General features: G+C 64.9%; 17 protein-coding genes. 1 reads left to right on the top strand and 16 read right to left on the bottom strand.

Annotated features, from left to right (window positions below; translation table 11 throughout):
• Nucleotides 1-2 precede the first annotated feature (2 nt).
• On the top strand, nt 3-584 hold the full coding sequence (locus AC07PE_RS19845) for a hypothetical protein (protein WP_498767616.1): 582 nt from the start codon (nt 3-5) through the stop codon (nt 582-584).
• Nucleotides 585-590: 6 nt separating this feature from the next.
• Here AC07PE_RS19845 and AC07PE_RS19850 read toward each other — a convergent pair whose 3' ends face one another.
• From AC07PE_RS19850 to AC07PE_RS19925, 16 genes are all read right to left on the bottom strand, one after another.
• Nucleotides 591-2,822: a heparinase II/III domain-containing protein gene (locus tag AC07PE_RS19850; RefSeq protein ID WP_498767618.1), complete on the bottom strand. Its 2,232-nt coding sequence runs from the start codon at nt 2,820-2,822 to the stop codon at nt 591-593.
• A gap of 336 nt (nt 2,823-3,158) precedes the next feature.
• Nucleotides 3,159-3,914, bottom strand: a complete 756-nt coding sequence (locus AC07PE_RS19855) for a glycosyltransferase family 2 protein (protein ID WP_498767620.1) — start codon at nt 3,912-3,914, stop codon at nt 3,159-3,161.
• Nucleotide 3,915: 1 nt separating this feature from the next.
• Entirely contained in the window at nt 3,916-5,127 is a 1,212-nt protein-coding gene (locus AC07PE_RS19860) for a glycosyltransferase family 4 protein (protein WP_498767622.1), read from the bottom strand.
• On the bottom strand, nt 5,124-6,653 hold the full coding sequence (locus AC07PE_RS19865) for a flippase (protein WP_498767624.1): 1,530 nt from the start codon (nt 6,651-6,653) through the stop codon (nt 5,124-5,126). Before AC07PE_RS19865 ends, AC07PE_RS19860 begins: the two co-directional genes overlap by 4 nt.
• A gap of 6 nt (nt 6,654-6,659) precedes the next feature.
• On the bottom strand, nt 6,660-8,141 hold the full coding sequence (locus AC07PE_RS19870) for an O-antigen ligase family protein (RefSeq protein ID WP_498767626.1): 1,482 nt from the start codon (nt 8,139-8,141) through the stop codon (nt 6,660-6,662).
• A 9-nt stretch (nt 8,142-8,150) separates the two neighbouring features.
• Nucleotides 8,151-8,843 (bottom strand): exosortase-associated protein EpsI, B-type, encoded by a 693-nt coding sequence (epsI, locus tag AC07PE_RS19875; RefSeq protein ID WP_498767628.1) that lies wholly within the window; start codon nt 8,841-8,843, stop codon nt 8,151-8,153.
• Nucleotides 8,840-9,748: an exosortase B gene (xrtB, locus tag AC07PE_RS19880; RefSeq protein ID WP_498767630.1), complete on the bottom strand. Its 909-nt coding sequence runs from the start codon at nt 9,746-9,748 to the stop codon at nt 8,840-8,842. The genes epsI and xrtB overlap by 4 nt, the downstream gene beginning before the upstream one ends.
• A 1-nt stretch (nt 9,749) precedes the next feature.
• Nucleotides 9,750-10,619, bottom strand: coding sequence for a chain length determinant protein tyrosine kinase EpsG (epsG, locus tag AC07PE_RS19885; RefSeq protein WP_498767632.1), 870 nt, complete (start codon nt 10,617-10,619; stop codon nt 9,750-9,752).
• Between the two features lie 27 nt (nt 10,620-10,646).
• Nucleotides 10,647-12,056, bottom strand: a complete 1,410-nt coding sequence (gene epsF, locus AC07PE_RS19890; protein WP_498767634.1) for a chain length determinant protein EpsF — start codon at nt 12,054-12,056, stop codon at nt 10,647-10,649.
• Between the two features lie 253 nt (nt 12,057-12,309).
• A complete protein-coding gene (epsE, locus tag AC07PE_RS19895; RefSeq protein WP_498767636.1) occupies nt 12,310-13,098 on the bottom strand; it encodes a polysaccharide export protein EpsE in 789 nt (262 codons plus the stop codon).
• A gap of 34 nt (nt 13,099-13,132) precedes the next feature.
• Nucleotides 13,133-14,188: an EpsD family peptidyl-prolyl cis-trans isomerase gene (locus tag AC07PE_RS19900; protein ID WP_498767638.1), complete on the bottom strand. Its 1,056-nt coding sequence runs from the start codon at nt 14,186-14,188 to the stop codon at nt 13,133-13,135.
• 178 nt (nt 14,189-14,366) lie between these two features.
• Nucleotides 14,367-15,347, bottom strand: coding sequence for a GDP-L-fucose synthase (gene fcl / locus AC07PE_RS19905; protein ID WP_498767639.1), 981 nt, complete (start codon nt 15,345-15,347; stop codon nt 14,367-14,369).
• Nucleotides 15,348-15,350: 3 nt separating this feature from the next.
• Nucleotides 15,351-16,466, bottom strand: coding sequence for a GDP-mannose 4,6-dehydratase (gmd, locus tag AC07PE_RS19910; RefSeq protein WP_498767641.1), 1,116 nt, complete (start codon nt 16,464-16,466; stop codon nt 15,351-15,353).
• A gap of 163 nt (nt 16,467-16,629) precedes the next feature.
• Nucleotides 16,630-18,009, bottom strand: coding sequence for an undecaprenyl-phosphate glucose phosphotransferase (locus tag AC07PE_RS19915; RefSeq protein ID WP_498767643.1), 1,380 nt, complete (start codon nt 18,007-18,009; stop codon nt 16,630-16,632).
• A 19-nt stretch (nt 18,010-18,028) separates the two neighbouring features.
• Nucleotides 18,029-19,228: an XrtB/PEP-CTERM-associated polysaccharide biosynthesis outer membrane protein EpsL gene (gene epsL, locus AC07PE_RS19920; RefSeq protein WP_498767645.1), complete on the bottom strand. Its 1,200-nt coding sequence runs from the start codon at nt 19,226-19,228 to the stop codon at nt 18,029-18,031.
• Between the two features lie 39 nt (nt 19,229-19,267).
• Complete coding sequence (locus AC07PE_RS19925; protein ID WP_498767647.1) at nt 19,268-19,993, bottom strand: CAAX prenyl protease-related protein; 726 nt, start codon at nt 19,991-19,993, stop codon at nt 19,268-19,270.
• Between the last annotated feature and the right edge of the window lie 40 nt (nt 19,994-20,033).

The following is a 20,033-nucleotide window of genomic DNA, read 5'->3' on the forward strand; positions in this document are numbered from 1 at the left end:
CCATGGAACTCCCACCCCAACAAGCCCTGATCCAGCTGATGCTGCAGCTGCAGGACAATGGCCTGGCCCTGTCCCAGGCCTACGCGGCGCGCCAGACCGCACTCGAACTGGAAAAGGTGCTCACGGTGGAAAGGCTGTCGTCGATGGCGGGCGTGCACACCTCGCTGGCCGTCATCGACGCGCTGGAGGCGCTGGTGGAAGAACACCGGGTATTGGTGCAGCAATGGCTGGTCGAGGCGACCCGCCAGCTGGTGCCGGTGCTCGAGGAGCATCCGGAAGACCAGCGCAAGGAGATTTCGGATGGCCTGATGGCCGCGCTGCAGGCCCAGATGCAGCACCAGCACCTCAGCCTGCAGGCGCGCGGCGAGTGGATGGACGCGGCGCGCACGATCTTCCGCCTGGCGCAGCGTGCACGGGAACTGGATCCGCTGGTGGAGCGTTCGCTGTTTGCCGACGAAGCCGACTTCATCGAGGCCGAGCGCCAGGGGGAACGCATGGATGCGGCGTCGGCGGCCGAACACCGTCTGCAGGAAGAACTGGCGGCCCGGATGCGCGCGCGGCTGGAACAAGTCCAGCCGCGCTAACGGGATTTAGTTGATGGTGATGGTCTGGCTGCCGATCGTGACGGCGCGGGAGCTGCCGCTGGTCGCGATCTTGACCGCCGGGCGCTTGCAGCCGACGTCCATCAGGACCAGGAACTCGCCCACCGACTTGCCGTCGTTCTTCAGGTAGAAGGCGCCGTGGGCTTCGGTCACGCCGGCCTTCGGAGCCGGACCGGTCCAGGTGGCGAACGGTGCGTCGCCGTTCAGGTCACGCAGGCACACCGACTGGCCGTTGATCGCGATCTTCACGCTCGACGGGCTCTCCACCGTGAATGCCACCGGGGCGTGGACGTTGAACTCGTAGGTGTGCGGAACCACGGCCGACATCTTGTCGCGCACCAGCATGGCGTCCTGGCCCTTGATGTACCAGATCTGGCGCTTGGCCATCGTCAACTGGCCGCCATAGGCCGGGGTCGCATCGCCTTCCGCGTAGTCGTAGTTGCCGTTCACCGACCAGCCGGTGATCTTGCCGTTGCGCTGCAGCTGCTCGCGGTAGCCGCCCACCAGCTGGCCCTTGCCACCGTCGAAGGTGACGGCATTCTGCGACTTCGTCTGGTGGTACCAGTCGGTCCATTGCGGCGAACCGTACCAGTCGTACCAGCCGGCCTTGACCAGCAGCGGCTGGCCGGCCACCGACAGCAGCAGGCCGTTCTGGTCGCCGTGGCTGTGGTTGAAGGAACCGTAGGGGCTCGACTTGAAGTAGAACGAGCTGCGGTTGACATTGCCGATATCGCTGTGGATCGCGACCCAGCCGGTGCTCGGGTAATAGGCTTCGTTCGACGGCGGCGAGAACACGGTGTTGCCGGCGATCGGCATTGGGTACGGCGCTTCCAGCACGGCCATGCCGTCCTCGAGGCCGCCCAGCTTGGACTGGTACCAGTTGGCGCGCGGGTTGACCATGCGCTGGGCGAAGGCGTGGAACACACGCGGGTCCGGCTTGGTCTCGGAACCGTCGCCGAAGGCATGGACCTTGGCGCCCGGCGGGGTCAGCATCATCGCGAAGTCGAGGAAGCCCAGGGTCCAGGGCTTGGCGTACATGTTCACACCGGTCGCCTGGTTGATCGAGTCCCACAAGGCGACCATGTAGGCGGCCGCATACTCGGCGTAGGCGGTGCCGTTGGCGTAGCCGCCTTCCGGACCGGCCCAGGGCGACGGGGTGTTGACGTAGGAGCGGAAGCAGAAGTCGAACCACTTCTGCGCGTCCGGGATGTCGCCCAGTGACAGGCTCGAGATCAGCGACATGAAGATCATCAGCGTGTTGCCGTGCGAGTCGAACGGGAACTGGTCCAGGCGGCCGTTGTCGCCGGCCAGGTTGTTGTACATCTCGTTGGTACGGATGCGCACGATGTCCAGCCAGCGGTTGCGGCGCGCCGCGTCCATGTCGCCCGGCAGCATGTCGATGGTCTTGATCAGCGACAGTGCGATCTGGCGGGTTGCCTGGTCCTGGTTGGCGTAGCTGGTCGGGCCGCTCGGGGTCAGGGATGCCAGCTGGTCGCCGCGCTTGAGCGCCTCGGTCAGGTAGATCTGATCCTTCTTGACGCGCCACAGCAGGGCCGCGGCTTCCATCTGGCGGGTCGCTTCGTTGATCTTGTTGCGGACATCGGTCTGCTGGGCGGCCATCTGCGCCGTCAGCGGCGCGCCGATCACGATCGGCCAGCGCGCATCGCTCAGGTCGGGCAGCGCGCCCATCTGCAGCTTGACTTCGTTGGTGAGGCGGCTCAGGTAAGGCTCGAGTTCGGTCTTCTTGGCCGTGTTCCAGGTCGAGTACGGGGTGGTGCTCGCCGGCAGCGAACGCGGGCGGGCCTTGGCCAGGATGCGCGCACGCAGGGTGGCGTTGTCCGGCACTTCGAACACGGTCGACTTGCTGGTGATCGAGAAGGAACGCGGGCTCGACCAGTCGGTCGAACCGGCCGGGCGCACGCGCCAGGTGTAGTTGCCGAGGGCCAGGGCCTTGGTCGGCAGGTACCAGTTACGGTCGACGGTGGCCTTCACGGGCGAACCGCCGACGGGGGTGATCTCGATTTCATAGCTGGCCGGGCCGGTCGCGTAGCGCGCCCAGGCAAAGCCAGGCGGGTTCTGCGCCTGCACCTGGCCATTGGCCGGTGCTGGCTGAACGACGAGGGGATCGGTGGATTGCGCCCAGTCGGCACGCGCGCTGAACGAACAGAACAGCGACACAAGGCCGGCCGCGAGGACGATTCCTTTCCGATGAAATTTCATGTGGGAGCTCCGAGAATATTAACTGAGAATTACAAGAGATGGCCCGTCGGCGTGGCGCCAGGCATATTCGGCGACGCGCGCTTTTGTCAGTGAAAAGCGCTGTCTGGTTACGAATAATAGTACCGCACATCAATTGATTTGCGGAAAAATTCCCTTGTAAATCAAAGATTTTTCTCGGCCATCGCGAAAATCCAACGCGTGTCCCGACAACTTTGCAGAAGAAATATTTTCAAAAAGACTAAGGCAGTTTTTTAACTGAAAAGACAGTTTTGAAACTCCGAGAGCGATTTGGCAAACTTGTCACGAATGCCACAAGTCACTTGGCTGGCGCGCCGCTCAATGCGCCGCCTCCGCCCGCAGGGCGCGCATCCGCTTCATGTAGCGCAGGCAGTAGATGCCGAAGGCCAGCGGCGCCTGCTTCATGTAACGGCGCCTTACCTGGAATTCTTCCTGGCGCGCCTTGATCTTGTTGGCCGACGACACGCTGCCGGCGTGGTCGCGGAACACGGTCAGCGGACGGTCGACCATTGCCGGCCTGGCAATCCGGCCCAGGCGCAGCCACAGATCGATGTCCATCGCGTACTTCAGTTTTTCGTCGAACATGCCGACCCGCCCGAAGGCGCTGCGGCGGATGAACACGGCCGGGTGCGGCACCGAGGCGCGCCCGGCGGCAAACGAACGGTAAGTAAACGGCAGCACCGGATACGGCGGGATCAGTTCGCCGTCCTTCAGCACCTGCACGCTGCCGAACACCCAGTCGACCCGCTCCTTGGCGAAGCGCTCGGCCACCGTGGCCAGCACGTCGTCGGTGGCGTAGTAGTCGTCCGAGTGCAGGTGGGCCACGTATTCGCCGGTGGCCGCTTCGATCCCCTGGTTCATGGCGCGGCTGATGCCGCCGCCGACGTCGCGCAGCACGCGCTTGCGGCCCGGGTAGGCGGCAATCAGGTCCAGGGTGCCGTCGGTGGAACCGCCGTCCACGAAGATGTGTTCGACATCCTGGCAGGTCTGGCGCTGCACCGACGCGAGGGTATCGGCCAGGGTGGCGGCGCTGTTCCAGGTGCAGGTGACGATCGAGAAGGTCGGCTTGTTCATATTATTCTGCATAGAAGTCCAGTATCCGGGGGATGGCGTTTGACACGTCCATGGGGAAGGAAGCCGGGAGCGGCACCGTCACTGGCGCACGTCCCAGCAGCTCGACCAGCCGCTCCACCAGCCGCGGCATGGTTTCGGCCAGCTGCAGCTGGCCGTCGTAATATTGGTAGGCCGCCAGCTCCGGGGTGCCGCCGCGCGCCAGCGCCAGGCACTGCTTGCCCAGGGCCAGCGCCTCCAGCACTGTGGTGCCGCAGGGTTCTTCCCACACCGAGGGAATCACCAGCACATGGCTGCGCGCCGACATCCGGATCACCTCGTCGTAGCCGCGCCAGCCGAGGAAGCGGATCTGCTTGCCCGCATATTTCTGCTCGAGCTGGGGCCGCAGGGGACCGTCGCCGATGATGCTCACGCGCGCATGCGCCGGCAGCCAGCCCTGGACCTGGGCCAGGAACTCGCCGAAGCCCTTGCCGGAATCGATGCGCCCGACCAGCAGCACCTCGCCCTTCTCCACTTCGGCCGGCGCGGCGGCGCGCTCGCGCAGGTAGGGATAGCGGATGAAGTTGTGGATCACGCGGGCGCGCGACAAATCGGCGCCCGGCACGGCGCGCAGGAAGGCGCGGCGCAGGAAATCCGACACGAAGATGGTCTTGTGGCGCGAGAAGGCATCCGAGGTCTCCGAACGGTAGCGTCGCACCGCCATCCCCGACACGGAGCGCCGCAGCGCGTTCGGGGTCGGGTGGATGCAGGCCGCGCAATCGCGCGCGTCCAGGGTCGTGCAGACATGTTCCTGCTTGAAGCGCAGGTGGATCACGCATTCGCTACCCTGGTCGTGGCGGGTCTGCACGAAGTTCACGCCGGTGGGCACATAGCGCCCCGCCATCGGCAGGTGGCCGTGGTAGTGCACGACATCGTACTTGGCCGCTTCGCGCAGCAGCGCCCGCGCGATGCTGCGCGCGAACCAGGGACGCTTGATCGGGTTGAAGAAGCCCAGCTGCGATTCCTTCCAGCCGGGCCGGGAAAAGTCGAAGCCCGGCAGCAGGCGGCCGTTGAAACCGATCTCCTTCGCGCTGCCTTCGTGAAAACGGTCGCTGCGTCCCATGATGTCGACTTCGTGCCCCTGCTCCAGCAGGGCGTTCGACAGGGTGACCACATGCTTGCCCAGGCCGCCGATCTGCGTGCCCGGCAAGTCTTCGGAAACCATCAGGATCTTCACACCGGTTTCCTCATCGATAAGAATCCTTTCACACGCGACCAGGCCATGTCCTTGTCGTCCTTCTCGATCACGAACAGGGCGCCCCAGGTGAACAGCAGCGCCATCGTCAGCAGCACCAGCAGCACCAGGTCGAGCGGGCCGCGGTCGAACAGGCGGTTGCCGGCGCCGGCGACGAGCGCCACCAGCCCGACCCCGAACACGCTCGGCAGGTAGGCCTGGCGCAGCAGGTCGGCCAGGCGCGCCGGCACTGTGCGTCCGTGCACCGCGGCCAGGAAGGCGCTGGTCAGCAGGATCGAGGCGATCAGGTGGCCCCAGGCGGCGCCGACGATGCCCCAGCCGTCCACGCCGAGGTAGACCAGCACCAGGCCGACCAGCGCCCGTGCCAGCGCGAACATGCCCGAGTAACGCGGATGCCCCATGCCGTCATTGACCAGCGACGGCAGGCTGGTGAGCGAGTCGATGAATTGCGACAGCGCCATTACCGAGAGCACCACCTGCCCCGCGCGCGCGAACTGCGGGCCCATCCAGTAGAACAGGATCTGGTAGGAAAACGCGGACACCAGCACCAGCACCGAGGCGTTGAGGAAGACGACGTAGCGGCTGGCCTTCAGGTACAGGGTGCGCAGCGATTCCAGCTCGCCGCGCGCGGCCAGGGCGCTGGTGGCGGGAAAGAACACGCCGGACAGGCGGAAGGTCAGGCCCAGCACACGGTTGGCCAGGGTCGAGGCCACCGTGAAGTAGGCCAGGCCGGTCACGCCCACCAGGGCGCCGATGATGAGCTTGTCCGCATAGGCATACGAGAGCGTGGCGAAACGGCTCAGGAAGGAATAGGCGGAAAAGCCCAGCAGGCCGCGCCGGATCGCCGGTCCCGGCGTGCGCCAGGCCAGGTCGGGCAGCAGGCGGCGAATGCAGCGCCACAGCACCACGCAATTGATGGCGCTGGCCACCACCCGCACCAGGATCACTTCGAACAGGCCGTAGCCCAGCATCAGCACCGCCACCGTCAGCAGCGGCACGCCGGTGCCGAACAACATCTCGATGCGGCTGGCGATGTCGTAGCGCATCAGCGCCTGCGGAATGCTCTGCAGATAGGATTGCAGCTGGCCGAGGAAGAAGCCGAGCGCGGCCAGCTTCAGGGTCGCGGTCGCCTCCGGCACCAGGCCGGGCGCGACCGTGAACACGCGGGTCACGAAGAAATGCGCGCCGAAGAACAGGCCGAGAGCGCCCGCCACGCCCAGCAGGGTATAGACGGACAGCCCGAAGAACACGGTCTCGTTGATGCGCTCGCGGTCCTCGATATTGTCGCGCCTGGCATTGAAACCGGCGATGAACTTGACGGAACCGGCGGTAACGTTGATGTCGATGACGGCAAAATAGCCGACGATGGCGGTGACCAGCGAATACACGCCGTAGCTGGCGTCGCCGAGGCCCTTGACCACGAGCGGGACCGTCCCCAGGGCGACCAGGGCCGGAATCATGGCGCCGAGCAGGTTGGAGAAAGCGTTACGTAGCAGGCTCAGGTTCATCCTCGGCTAACCTCGAACCGCAACCTGCGTCGGCACCAGCTTGACGTGCTGGCGCTTCTTCCTTTCCACCGCCACCTCCACGGCCGACTGCGCGCGGCACACGGCCATCGCCACGTAAGGCAGGGCCAGGCAGATCGCCAGCATCTGGGTCGTGCGCACCTGCGGGAAAGGCGTGCCGACCAGCAGGTCGGGCAGCATGAAAGCCAGGCCCGCGGCGCCGGCGGTGGCCAGGCCCAGCACTTCGGGCGAGGCCGTGCGCAGCGCGCGGCGGGCGAAGCTGGAGAAGGCCCAGATGGTGCCGCCCAGCAGGATCAGGCCCGGCAGGCCGGCTTTCAGGGCGATGTGCAGCACGCCGCTGTGCAGGAACAGGCCGCCGTCCGGATTGGCCTGCCACGAAATGTGCTGGTAGCCGGTGTAGCGTCCCCAGGTACCGATGCCGGTAAGGGGATGCGAAATGAAATCGGCCAGCGCGAACTTCAGCTCCATCACGCGCTCGCTCTCGGCGCCGAAGCGCTGCGACTGCATGTCGAAGAACAGGCTGGACAGGCCATGGCCCGCGCCCTTGGTCTGGCCGAGGCGCTTGAGCGCCGCATACAGCAGGCCGGCGCCGACCACCGGCGCGCCCAGCGCCAGCAGGTGGATGCGGCGGCGCATCGGGAAGCGCATCATGATGATCAGGAACGCCAGCACGAAACCGATCCAGGCGCTGCGGCGGTAGGACAGCACCACGCAGATGGCGGTCGCGCCCAGCGTCGCCCACTCGACCAAGCGCCAGAACGTCGAGCGCTGGGTCTTCACGACCTGGAACAGGTTGACCGCCGCGATTGCGAAGGCGACCGTGCACAGCAGGCTGTCGTTGATGTCGAAGAAGGTCAGCTTGATCTTGATCGCGTTCATGTTGGCGTACACGTTGTTCGGGTCGCCACCGAAAGCGGCCCAGCGCAGCAGGCCGAACATCGCCCTGCCCAGACCGGCCAGCATGATGAAGCGCGACAGATCGACCGCGTCCTCGCGGGTGCGGAAACACAGCAGCAGCAGCGAGACCAGGGGCGCCATCCAGATGATGTTGGAGAAGCCCGACACGGCCAGGATGTCCTGCAGCTTGACGTCGGCGAACAGGCCGACCGCCAGGTGGCCGGCCAGCAGCAGGAACCAGGCCAGGAACCAGGAGCGCAGGTTGCACGGCGGCGCGGGATAGCCCTGGAAGGTGGCCGACACGCGGGCGCAGCACCAGAACGCCAGCATCATCCAGAACAGCAGCGGGAACAGCAGCATGCCCGAGCCGCGGGTGTAGATGCCGGGCGAGGAGACGGTCGTCAGCGAGCCGTAGCTGGTCGAATTCATCAGGAAGAAGATCAGCATGTAGCCGTAGGCCAGCCAGCGCGGCCGCACCATCCCGACGCCGGCCCCGATCACCGCCAGCACGCACAGCAGTGCGACGATGACGAAGGGCAGCGAGGTATACAGGTAGAGGGTCAGGTTCTGCATCGAAGGCCGTTATCCGTGATTGGTGGCGGCACCCAGCAGCCGGGCCCTGCCGTTCCGGTCGAGGGCGCCCAGCATCTCGTTGACGAAGCGGTCCTGGAGCGCATATGCGCCGGCCTCGTCCGTTCCTATGGTGGATACCCGCACCAGCATGCCGTCCGGGATCCGGCCCGACAGGCCGTACATGAGGCGCGACATCTTCTGCTCGACGCCCGACATCACGGCCTTGTCGCCGATCGTGACCCAGTAGGTGATCGGCTCGTTGCGCGTGTTCTGGCGCGCCACCAGGCGCTTGACCGGCACCGTGCCGAAACGCGTCGCCAGCTGGTCGGTGTGGTTCTTGAGCATGTCGAAGCCCTGGGCCACGTAGCAGACTTCGGGCAGGTGCAGCTGCAGTTGCTTGCTCTGGTCGCCGCCGTAGGCGATCGACAGCATCACCCGCTGGCCCTGGGCGTTCACATAGGTGCGCGACAGGGTCTGGTCGTACAGCGCCGCGATCATTTCCTTCTGCGAAGGCTCGGGCGCGAGCGGCACCACGCTGGCGTCGACGGTCCAGCCGGCGAAGCGCGTCGGGATCATGGTGTCGAGGCTGAAATTGGCCTTGGCGTCGGCGATCTTCTGCTTGGGCGTCAGGGCCGCCGTCAGGGCCGTGGTCCCGGCCATCGCCAGGCCCAGCACGATGCTGGCGGCGAATCTGCGGTTCATGCTGCCTCCTTCGCGCGCATGGGTGCGGCGGCGGATGACTCCTTGCGGCGGATATACCACTGCAGGGCCGAGTCAATCGACAGGATCAGCACCAGCGCCGTGACGAACAGCACCATGCCGGCAAAGCCATGCAGGAAGCCCTGCCCCGCCGCGTCGCCATAGTAATAGGTGATCAGGGTCAGCACGATCACGCGGATCACATTGGCCGAGAACGAAATCGGGATGATGAACAGCGCCAGGCCGATGTTACGGAAGGCCGAGGGGTGGCGCATCAGGTTCAGGTAGAACAGGCCCAGCGCTTCCAGGGTCAGCAGGGTCTGCAGGCCGGCGCAGGCGTCCGCCACCAGCAGCTGGTACTGGCCGATCTGCAGGATCACGCCGGAGCGGCTGATCGGGTAGCCGAAGGCAAACAGGATGTGCTCGGTAGCCCAGGACACAGCCATTTTCATCGGCATCGTCACCGCGGCCACGAATTCGCTGGGCAGCGGCACCATGAAGATCATGAAGAAGAAGGGAAACCACAGCACGCCCAGCGCGCGTCCGCCGCGCTTGACCAGCAGCACCGCCATCATCACCAGGATGATGGACAGGACTTCCAGCATCAGGATCTTCTGCGACCGGCCCAGGGTGTGGCACAGCAGGCCAACCACGAGGATGGGCCAGCCGGTCCAGCTGGCGCGCGGCGGCGTGGTGGCGGCCAGCATCTCCGGCCACTTGCGGTAGATCAGCCACAGGGCCAGGCCGAAGATGATGGGACCGTGCCCCTGCTCTTCGCCGACCCAGGCGCCGGTGAACAGGTCGTAGAAGGTCGGCACGAACAGCACGGCCAGGCCCAGCAGCACCGGCCACCATTCGGGCATTGCGGCGCGAAACTGCTGCATCGAACGCATGGCCAGCGTGTTCATCTCAGAACTCCATCACCACCGAACCGAGGATCTCGCAGCCGGCGTCGACCAGCTGCTCGGCGGTGCGGCCGATGTGCGAGATGCGGGTGTAGTTCTTGCGCGTGACCAGCAGCGCGCCGCCGGCGCGGCTCGCCACCGCCACCGCGTCGACCCCGGCCTGGAAAGGCGGCACGTCGTACAGCACGATGTCGTAGCGGCTTTCCAGTTGGGTGTTGAGGTTGCGGAAGCCTTCGCGCGCCAGCAGTTCCTGCGGATTCGGCGGCAGAGTCCCGGCCGGCATGACGGACAGGTCGACGAAGGCCGGCACGCGGGCGATCACGTCGAGGTCGGCGCGGCCGGCCAGCAGGTCGGACAGGCCGGCGCGCGGCTTGATCGCGAACGCATCCTGCTGGCGCGGCGAGCGCAGGTTGGCGTCCACCAGCAGGGTCTGTTCACCCAGTTGCGAGAACACGATCGCCAGGTTGGCGGCGAACAACGCCGCGCCGTCGTCCTGATCGACGCCGACGATGGCCAGGGCGCGCCGTCCACGCGCGAACCAGCGCAGCATCAGCTGGCTGCGGATCGCGCGCAGCGATTCCACCTGCGGCGAGAACGGTTCGTAGGCCGCGATCAGCTTCGGCGACAGGCCGGCCTGCCCTTTCTGCAGATAGGGATAGGAGAACTGGCGCGCCAGCATCTGCTGGATATCGTCCTCGCTCACCAGGCCCAGGCGCACGGCAGCCTCGCCGAAGCGGATCCCGGTTTCCTTCTGCATGCGCAGCACGCGTTCGGCGTCTTCGGGATTCAGCTTGCCGGAATCGAGCAGGAGCGCGCCCATGCTCATTTCGGCGGCGTGGTCGGCGGGGACGGCGGATAGCATCGGAGAATTCATGGTCGGTCCTCGGTCAATTCTGGAGCTTCAATTCAGGCGCAGCAGGCGGCGCGGCGTCATCAGGGCGCGGATGCCGCCGGTGCGGGGGCCCGCCTGCTTCCATTCGATAGTGCCGAGCACCGGAATGCCCAGCATGTCCTTGACGTCGCTCGGCGAGCGCACCGGGCGGTTCAGCAGTTCCAGCAGCAGGGCCAGGCCGACGCCCAGGATGGTGCCGGCCAGGATGCCGATCAGGGTGTTCAGCAGCACGCGCGGGCCAGCCGGTTCGGTTGGCGGCACGGCCGGGTTCAGCAGCGAGATATCGGACTGCTCGGACTGGGCTTCGATGCGGGTCTGCGAGAAACGCTGCGAAGCGGAGTCGAAGGCGCGCTGGGCGCTGTCGAGGTCTTTCAGCAGCACGCCGAGCTCGTCGCGGGCGCGGTTCAGTTCCAGCACCTTGGCCTTCTGCTGGGCCACGGCTTCGCGCAGTTCGGATTCGCGGGCGCGCAGCACCTGGGCGTTGGCGCCCACACTGCGCGAGACAGTGCCGAGGGCGGCGTTCAGCTCGGCGCGCACCTTGCTCAGCTCGGCCTGGGCGGCCATGTAGCTCGGGTGGTTCTTGCCGTAGCGCTGGGAGGTGTCGGCAAACTTGCCTTCGGCGATCGCCAGGTTGGCGCGCATCTGCTGGATCAGGGCATTGTTGGCCACGTCCGGCGAGCTCAGTGCGGAACCGGCGGCGGACTGGCGCGAATTGCCTTCCATGGCCGCGGTCTGGGCCTGGACCAGCTGGGCGGACAGTTCATTCAGGCGCGACAGCTCGACGTCGACGCGGTTGTTGTCGAGGCTGACGATGCCCTTCTCCTGCTGGTATTTCGACAGACGGGCCTGGGCGGCTTCGAGGTTGTCACGCAGCTGCTTGGTCTGTTCGTTGAAGTAGTTGGACGCTTTCTTGGCCGGCTGGGTCTTGAGCTGGACCGAGATCTTCTCGTACTCGTCGGCGAAGGCATTGGCGACCGCCGCCGCGAATGCGGGATCGGCGCCCTTGAAGCTGATCTCGACCACCGAAGACTCGCGCGAAGGCACGATCTCGAGCTTCTTCAGCAGCAGGTCCGCCAGCCAGTCGCGCACCGAACCCTGGCCGCCGGTATCGTCGTTGAACTGCTGGACGACGGCCGCGCTATTGGCCAGGTGCAGCGCATCGACCACCCGCAGCGCCACGTTCTTGCTGCTGATGATGTCGATCTGGGTAGCCATGTAGCCCGGCAGCAGCTGGCCCGGCATGGTCAGGCCGGTCAGCGGATCCACACCCTTGTAGTTCAACAGAACGGATGCTGTCGCCTTGTAGGTCTTGGCCTGGATCAGGCTGACCCCAAGGGCCAGCGCGACCGTCACCAGCAGGGTCGTCAGGATGATCTTCTTCCGTGCAAGCAAGATCAGCAGGAATTGATGTACGTTCATGATGAACCTTCTAAGACAGGGTGGGACAAAAAACCCGGATTGCGGTTACCAAAAAACTTCAAATGCCAACTGCGAATCAATTAATACTCAGCACACTTACTACGTATCGGGGCCTCGAGAAACCGTAGCGAGCAGGGCTCAGTTCTGGCCGAGAAGCGCAGCCGTACATCCGGTACGGCCGGTCCGCCGTAGCGGAGCATCGCAGGCCGGAAATGTGCCCGCGCAGTAGGTTTATCGAGGCCCCTCCACATCATCAGAACCAGGATTCTTTTACGGTGATGACGTCGTCAGTCTGGACCAGATCGTCGTTCTTCACGTCGATCGTATGCGCCGCGCCGCTCGCATCCTTGCGGGTCACGCGCAGGCCGCGCTGGGTGCCGCGCGGGGTCAGGCCGCCGCCGGCCGACAGGGCCTGCTGCACGGTCATCGCACGCTCGATGCGGAACGGACCCGGACGGTTGACTTCGCCGGTGATGTAGGCACGCGGGGCGCGCTCGACAAAGATGATGTCGCCGCCGGCCACTTCGTAGTCGCGGTTCAGTTCGCCCTTGCGCACCATGTCGACGATGTCGATGGTTTCGCGGGTGGTGGTGCCGTTACGGGTGCGCACCAGGGTGACCATGTCGCTTCCTTCTGCGTTGGCGCCGCCGGCAATCGCCAGCAGATCGAGCACCTTGCGTTTTCCTTCGATCGGGTAGCGGCCCGGTCGGTTGACCTGGCCCAGCACCGACACCTGCTGGCTGGCCAGCGTGGTGATCAGGAGGCTGACCTGGGCCTTCTTCAGGTAGCCGCCCTTCTCCAGCAGGCCGCCGATCTTCTTCTCGGCCTGCTGCGTGGTCAGGCCGCCGACCTGCACCTCGCCCAGCAGCGGGAAAGTCATGCTGCCGGCTTCCGACACGCGGGTCTCGGTGGCCAGGTCCGGGCTGCCATAGACGGAAGCCTTGACCACGTCGCCCGGGCCCAGCACGACGTCGGCGGCGCTGCTGAAGCCGGCGGCGAGTGCCAGGGTTGCTGCGATCATCCAGTGTACGAGTCGTTTCATTTTTGTTCCCTCTTTTTGATCAATGTTGAACGTATCACTTCAGCCCGGCGACACCGCGGTCGAGCGCCGCCTTGTCGGTACTGCTGTCGGCGCCTGGCGCCTGGGTCGCGCCGGCACCGGCGGCCGGCGCCACCGCGTTCGGCGCGCCGCCATTCTGGTCGGCGACCGGCGCCGCGTCCGCGCCCGCCACCGCGCTGGTCGGCGCGCCGCCGGCCGGCGGGGTTGGCGCGGCTTTCGGATCCGGCATCATCGACTTGTTGATGTATTCGATCTTGGCGCTGGAACGCAGGCGCTGCAGCTCGGCCGACGCCAGTTCCTTGTTCTTCTTGTTGACCAGGAACTGTTCGATCTGCGGGGCGGCAACCGCCAGCGAAACCGGCGCGTCCTTGACCTCGGTCACCGAAATGAACATCGCGCGCTGGCCTTCCTTGACCGCGAACAGCTGTCCCTTCGGCATGCCGAGCAGCTTGGACGACAGCTGCGGCGGCACGTCGGCGGTGCTGCGGGTGATCTGGGTGCGTCCGTACTTGATCTTGTGCGCGTCCATCCACACCGCGACCTCTTCCAGCGACTTCGCGCTGTCGGCGGCGGCGCGCACTTCAGGCGTGAGATCGCTGGCGGCGATGACGATTTCGCTCATGCTGAATTGCTTGCGGTTGGAGAAGAATTCCGGATGCGCGTTGAAGTAATCTTCCACCTCTTTTGCCGAGGGCTTGGCTGGATTGCCGACACGCTTTTGCAGGTAGGCCTGGGCGATGATCAGCGACTTGGCGCGGTCGATCGCCTGCATGACCTTGGGATCGCGGTCCAGGTTTTCCTTGGCCGCCGCCTCCTGCAGCAGCTGGCGGTCGATCAGGACCTGCAGCAGCTGCTTGCTGGCGGTGTCCTGCTGGGCTGCCGTGACGCCGGCGCGCTGCAGCTCCTCGTTCAGCTGCAGCACGGTGACTTCCTCGCCGTTGACGCTGGCCAGGGCCTGTCCCGGTTTCTTTTCCTTCGCCTTGTCGCCGCATGCGCTCAAGCTTGCCGCAACCAGGATCAGCGCGGCGCACAGCACGCGCTTCGGAGTAGAGGGAGCAGATGTCGTTTTCATGGCAGCCAGGTGGTGTGTATTCACTTTAGTTTCCTCGGGTTGGTGGAACTCTTTTTATGCAGAAGGGTCAAAAATCTTCTAGAGATCAGTCTGCTACTGATGCATTCTGGGTGCCGCACGCTTGCGCCTCTGTTCGTCGCCTAACACTCAACCGTAGGCTTGCGTGCGGCTCCCGGTTTCAGGCCGCGGCCCGATTCTGTTCCGCTTCCGTCAGCTCGACGAAGGCGGCGTAGGCGCGCTGCAAGCCTTCCGGCAGCGGCGTGCTGGCCTGCCAGCCGAGCTGCTTCAGCTTCGACACGTCCAGCAGCTTGCGCGGCGTGCCGTCCGGCTTGCTGGTATCGAAACCGATGCGGCCGCGGTAACCGACGGTGTCGCCCACCAGGCGCGCCAGGTCGGCGATGGTGACGTCCTCGCCGGTGCCAACGTTGATGTGCGAATGCATCGGATCGGTGTATTTGGTATAGGTCTCGTGGTCGAGGTTCATCACGTGGACGCAGGCGGAGGCCATGTCGTCGACATACAGGAACTCGCGCATCGGCTTGCCGCTGCCCCAGATCACCACTTCCGGCGCATTGTTCAGCTTGGCTTCATGGAAGCGCCGCATCAGAGCCGGGATCACGTGGCTGTTTTCCGGGTGGTAGTTGTCGCCGGGGCCGTAGAGATTGGTCGGCATCACGCTGCGGTAATCGGTGCCGTACTGGCGGTTGTAGCTTTCGCAGAGCTTGATGCCGGCGATCTTCGCCATCGCATACGGCTCGTTGGTCGGCTCCAGCATGCCGCTCATCAAGTACTCTTCCTTGATCGGCTGCGGCGCCATGCGGGGGTAGATGCAGGACGAGCCCAGGAACAGCAGCTTCTGCACGCCGTTGACCCTGGCTTCGTGCACGACGTTGGCCTGCACCATCATGTTGTCGTAGATGAAGTCGGCCGGATAAGTGTTGTTGGCGTGGATGCCGCCCACCTTCGCCGCGGCCAGGTAGACCTGGTCGATGCGCTCGGTGCGGAAGAATTCGCGGACCTGGGCCTGGTCGGTCAGCTCCAGTTCCTTGTGGCTGCGGGTGACGATGTTCGTGTGGCCTTGCGCGCGCAGGGTGCGCACGATGGCCGAGCCGACCAGGCCGTTATGGCCGGCGACGTAGATGCGAGGCTGAGTATTCAACGTTCACTCCAATGAAATTGCAACGTCGTAACCATGCGATGCCAGCAGCTTGTGGCGGCGCGCCTTGTCCAGGTCGCATGCCACCATTTCCTGCACCATCGCTTCGAAACTGGTGCGCGGTTCCCAGCCCAGGCGCGTGCGCGCCTTGCCCGGGTCCCCCAGCAGCGTATCGACCTCCGTCGGGCGGAAGTATTGGGGATCGACCGCGACGATCGGTTGCCCTATCGCAACCCCTGGCGCTTTATCGCCGGTGATGGAAGCGATCACGCCGCGTTCGTGCACGCCCTCCCCTTGCCAGGCAAGCTCGATGCCCAGCTCGCGCGCGGCGAGCTCGACGAAATAACGTACCGAGTACTGGCGCCCGGTGGCGATCACGTAGTCTTCGGGCTTGTCCTGCTGCAGCATCAGCCACTGCATCTCGACATAGTCGCGGGCATGGCCCCAGTCGCGCAGCGCGTCCAGGTTGCCGAGGAAGAGCTGCTGCTCCAGGCCCTGCGCGATATTCGCAAGGCCGCGCGTGATCTTGCGGGTGACGAAGGTCTCGCCGCGACGCGGGGATTCGTGGTTGAACAGGATGCCGTTGCAGGCATACATGCCATAGGCTTCGCGGTAATTGACCGTGATCCAGTAGGCATACAGCTTGGCGACCGCGTAGGGACTGCGCGGATAGAAGGGTGTGGTCTCGCGCTGCGGGCTTTCCTGCACCAGGCCGTAGAGTTCGGACGTCGAGGCCTGGTAGAAGCGGGTCGTCTTTTCCAGGCCAAGGAAGCGGATCGCTTCCAGCAGGCGCAGGGTGCCGATGCCGTCGACGTCCGCCGTGTATTCCGGCGACTCGAAGGACACCGCCACATGGCTCATCGCGCCCAGGTTATAGACCTCGTCCGGTTTGACCTCGCACATGATGCGGTTCAGGTTCGAGGTATCCGACAGGTCGCCGTAATGCAGGAAGAAATTCTTGTTCTCGACGTGGGGATCCTGGTAGATGTGATCGATGCGCTCCGTGTTGAACAACGAAGCGCGCCGCTTGATCCCGTGTACTTCGTAACCTTTCGAGAGCAGCAGCTCGGCGAGGTACGAACCGTCCTGTCCGGTCACTCCTGTGATCAGCGCTTTTTTCATGTTCTTGCTTGCCTTTCAGGTAGCAGACCTTATCTGGTATGCCCCTTAAAATATTGCAATCTCATCAATTATTCTACGCAGCCCAACCGGCCCCGCAAGCGCCGATCCGATTGAATGCGCTCCTTTAAGTCGTCTTTAAGAAGACTCCATTTCCGCCTAGAATTTAAAAGGCGTTCTCGCGCGTCAGCACCACCTTGACCGTCTTCAATACGATCCACAGGTCCAGCCACAGCGACCAGTTGCGCAGGTAGTCGAGGTCGTACTGGATGCGCGCTTCCATCTTGTCCAGCGTGGCGGTTTCACCACGCAGGCCATTGACCTGGGCCCAACCGGTAATGCCCGGCTTGACCTTGTGGCGCAACATGTAGCCCTTGATCAGCTTGCGGTACTGCTCGTTGTGCGCAACCGCATGCGGGCGCGGGCCGACGATGCTCATGCGTCCCTGCAGCACGTTGATGAACTGCGGCAGCTCGTCCAGCGAGGTGCGGCGCAGGAAGCCGCCGATCTTCGTCACGCGGCCGTCGTTCTTCTGCGCCTGCACCACGGCGGCGCCGTTTTCCATCACCGTCATCGAACGGAATTTGTAGACGATGATCTCGTCGCCATACAGGCCGTAGCGGCGCTGGCGGAAGATCACCGGACCCGGCGAGCTCAGCCTCACGGCAATCGCCACCGCCAGCATCAGCGGCGCCAGCAGCAGCAGAATCAACGAGGCCAGCACGATGTCCGACGCGCGCTTGATGGTGCTGTTCAGGCCCATGAAGGGCGTCTCGCAGATGGCGATCACGGGCATGCCGCCGACGTTATCGAAGCGCGCCTGCATCAGGTCGAAGATATAAACGTCCGGCAGGAAATAGACCGAGGCCGTGGTGTCCTGCAGCTCGTCGATCAGCTTGCGGATGCGCGGCTGGGCCGAGATCGGCTGACTGATGAAGATCATCTTGGTGCCGTGTTCCCGCACGTATTGCGCCAGCTCGTCGGTCTTGCCCAGCATCGGGTAATGCATGCCGGCAGGAATGCGCTCGTCGGTGCGGTCGTCGAAGAAACCGCGCACCGCCATGAACAGGTTCGGGTGCTTCTCGACCACGCGCGCGAACTTCAGGCCGACGTCGTTGACGCCGACCACGACCACCGAGCGCACCTCTTTGCTGCGGCCTGGCGAATTGGCCAGGCGCGCTGCGATGTGGCTGGTCAGCAGGATCGCCGGGGTGGCGATCGCCCAGCCGATCAGCACGCGCTCGTCGTAGTAGTACTTCAGCCCGCTCGACGAGCCGAGGAACCACAGCACGGCCAAGGTCACCGCCCAGCCGAACACGGTATCGCGCGCATACGCCCACATGCGCCCGCTCCGCCAGGTGCGGTAGGGATCGATGTGCTGGTACACGGCCGACGAGATGAAGAAGGCCAGGATCATCAGCACCAGCATGTAGCCCGAGAACGGTTCGTGGAACACCAGCGCGGACAGGTACAGCGTTCCCATGATGATCAGGGGATCGAGCACCCGCTGGAAAAACGATATCAGTGGTATGTCATTGACCGTCATAGGAGCCTGGAAGGACTGCTCAGAACTGGGCGTTGGCCGTCAGCGTCACGCTGTTCGACTTGAAGCTGCCAGTGCCGAGGGCTGCGGAGCCGCTGCGCGTCTGGTGCGCCACCCCGCCCTGCACCTGCAGCATGGGACGCGGATGCCAGGTCGCGCGCAGGGTTTCCGTGCGGACCGAGTCGCGCAGGTTGTCGGAGCCGGAAAATTCGCGGCGCGCGTTGTAGTTGCGGCGCTCGTACATCGCGTCGGCATTGACCGAGATCTTGGCCGTCGCGTCCCACTGGGCGCCGACCTTGGCGCCGGTATTCTGGGTATAGCTGACCAGGGTGCTCTCGAGCGGGGCGAAGTCGCGCCAGACCGAAGCCTTGTAGATCATCTTGCCGCGCGGCTGGTAGGTCGCGTCGATCCTGCCGGCCAGGCCGCTGGTCCGGCCGTCGCCAAAGGAGGCCTGGTTGCGCCGCGTGTAGCCGACCAGCGCCTCCAGCGTGGTCGAGCCGGTCGCGATCCATTTCACGCGCGCCTTCAGCTCGTCCTGCGTGAAGCTGTCGTTGAAGGTGAAGGGACCGACCGGGCGCGGGAACGGGTACTTGCCCTTCACGTGACGCGCCACCAGGCCGACCGTGCTGCCGCTGCGCGGCAGGTAGTCGAGCTCGAGCTCGGTGGCGTCCTCGGTACGGTTGTTGAAGCGGTTGCTGATGGCTTCGTAGGTGTACTTGTCGGTCTGGAAGCCGGCGCGCACCCGCCACGCCGAATGGAAGCGCCAGGCGCCTTCCGCATAGCTGGTGCGCACGCGGCGCAGGTTGCGTTCGCTGCTGCTGAAATCGGTGTACGGCGCCAGCACCTGCTGCATCGTGGTGCCGATCCGGCCTTCCAGGTGATTGCCCAGCTGCCAGGCCCAGTTGGCCTGCAAGTCCTTGCCGTCGTAGTCGAGCTGCTTGAAGTGGTCGAAATTGGTCTTCGACAGCTTGGCGACGAGCGTGATGCGCTGGCGGCTGTAAGTCTTGTCGAAGATCAGACCGCCTTCACGCGTCCACCACGAATCGGCGCGCGTGTTGTCGAACGCAGGCTGGCCATCGGGAATGCGCAGCAGGTTGTCGTCGTGGCCGTAGGCAACGCCGCCGTAGACGTGCAGCGCATCGTTGGGACCGGCCCCGGCGGGGACGGCGGCGAAGGCGGACAGGAGCAGGAGGACAAGGGGACGCACGCGTGGATTCAACATGATTGTTTGTCTTCTTAAAGTTAAATGCGCTGGACGGATTTACCAGTACGACCAGTTGCCGGTCCGAACTACCCAGAGTCCCAGCAAGCCGTTGGTGACGGCATGCGCGAGGATGGGCGACCACAGCGTGCGGTGGCGCGTGTACAGCAAGCTGTAGGCTGCGCCCGCGACGATGCCGGCCAGCCACAGGTTATGCTCGAAGCCGAACAGCAGGACGGTGATGATGAAGCTTTTGAGGCCGAGTTGAGATAGCTCAACCGACTCGAAATCGGGTGCGGCAATCCAGCGCATCAGGAAGGAGCGCCAGAACAGTTCTTCCATCACGGGCACGACCAGGGCCGCACCGAAGATGCGGATGGCGACCAGCAGCCAGTCGATCTGGCCGCCGCTGTGCGGGTCGAAGCCGGAGGGGGAACCGATGATCATCCAGCCCGCGTCCAGGCTGATCCACAGGACCAGCACCACCACGCCGGTGGCGAGCGCGGTCAGCGCTTGTGTGGCGCCGAGGCGGAAAGGACGGAGTTCGTGATACTGGCGCCAGAACAGCGCCAGCAGCAGCGCGACGGCTGCGATCTTGAGGGGGTAGAGCCAGAGCAGGCTGGAAGCCGCGACGCCCAGGCGTTCGAGGACGTCGCCGGCGACGATGAAGAACAGATAGGCCGCGAAAGGCAGGATGCGCGCCCATGCCGCACGGTTGAACATGGGCGCATCCGCCGGAAGGGCTGCCGCGGCAGGTGGAGCGATGCGATCTTCATGTTCAGTCATGTCTCTCCATCTTCGGCAGGCCCCGGCCTGCGCATCCTAG

This window comes from Telluria sp. GW821-FHT07G12 (genome assembly GCF_059418525.1).

Coding starts and splice junctions, on each gene's coding strand:
- AC07PE_RS19845 (WP_498767616.1), top strand. CDS start 3: ATGGAACTCCCACCCCAACAAGCCCTGATCCAGCTGATGCTGCAGCTG.
- AC07PE_RS19850 (WP_498767618.1), bottom strand. CDS start 2,822: ATGAAATTTCATCGGAAAGGAATCGTCCTCGCGGCCGGCCTTGTGTCG.
- AC07PE_RS19855 (WP_498767620.1), bottom strand. CDS start 3,914: ATGAACAAGCCGACCTTCTCGATCGTCACCTGCACCTGGAACAGCGCC.
- AC07PE_RS19865 (WP_498767624.1), bottom strand. CDS start 6,653: ATGAACCTGAGCCTGCTACGTAACGCTTTCTCCAACCTGCTCGGCGCC.
- AC07PE_RS19870 (WP_498767626.1), bottom strand. CDS start 8,141: ATGCAGAACCTGACCCTCTACCTGTATACCTCGCTGCCCTTCGTCATC.
- epsI (WP_498767628.1), bottom strand. CDS start 8,843: ATGAACCGCAGATTCGCCGCCAGCATCGTGCTGGGCCTGGCGATGGCC.
- xrtB (WP_498767630.1), bottom strand. CDS start 9,748: ATGAACACGCTGGCCATGCGTTCGATGCAGCAGTTTCGCGCCGCAATG.
- epsG (WP_498767632.1), bottom strand. CDS start 10,619: ATGAATTCTCCGATGCTATCCGCCGTCCCCGCCGACCACGCCGCCGAA.
- epsF (WP_498767634.1), bottom strand. CDS start 12,056: ATGAACGTACATCAATTCCTGCTGATCTTGCTTGCACGGAAGAAGATC.
- epsE (WP_498767636.1), bottom strand. CDS start 13,098: ATGAAACGACTCGTACACTGGATGATCGCAGCAACCCTGGCACTCGCC.
- AC07PE_RS19900 (WP_498767638.1), bottom strand. CDS start 14,188: ATGAAAACGACATCTGCTCCCTCTACTCCGAAGCGCGTGCTGTGCGCC.
- gmd (WP_498767641.1), bottom strand. CDS start 16,466: ATGAAAAAAGCGCTGATCACAGGAGTGACCGGACAGGACGGTTCGTAC.
- AC07PE_RS19915 (WP_498767643.1), bottom strand. CDS start 18,009: ATGACGGTCAATGACATACCACTGATATCGTTTTTCCAGCGGGTGCTC.
- epsL (WP_498767645.1), bottom strand. CDS start 19,228: ATGTTGAATCCACGCGTGCGTCCCCTTGTCCTCCTGCTCCTGTCCGCC.
- AC07PE_RS19925 (WP_498767647.1), bottom strand. CDS start 19,993: ATGACTGAACATGAAGATCGCATCGCTCCACCTGCCGCGGCAGCCCTT.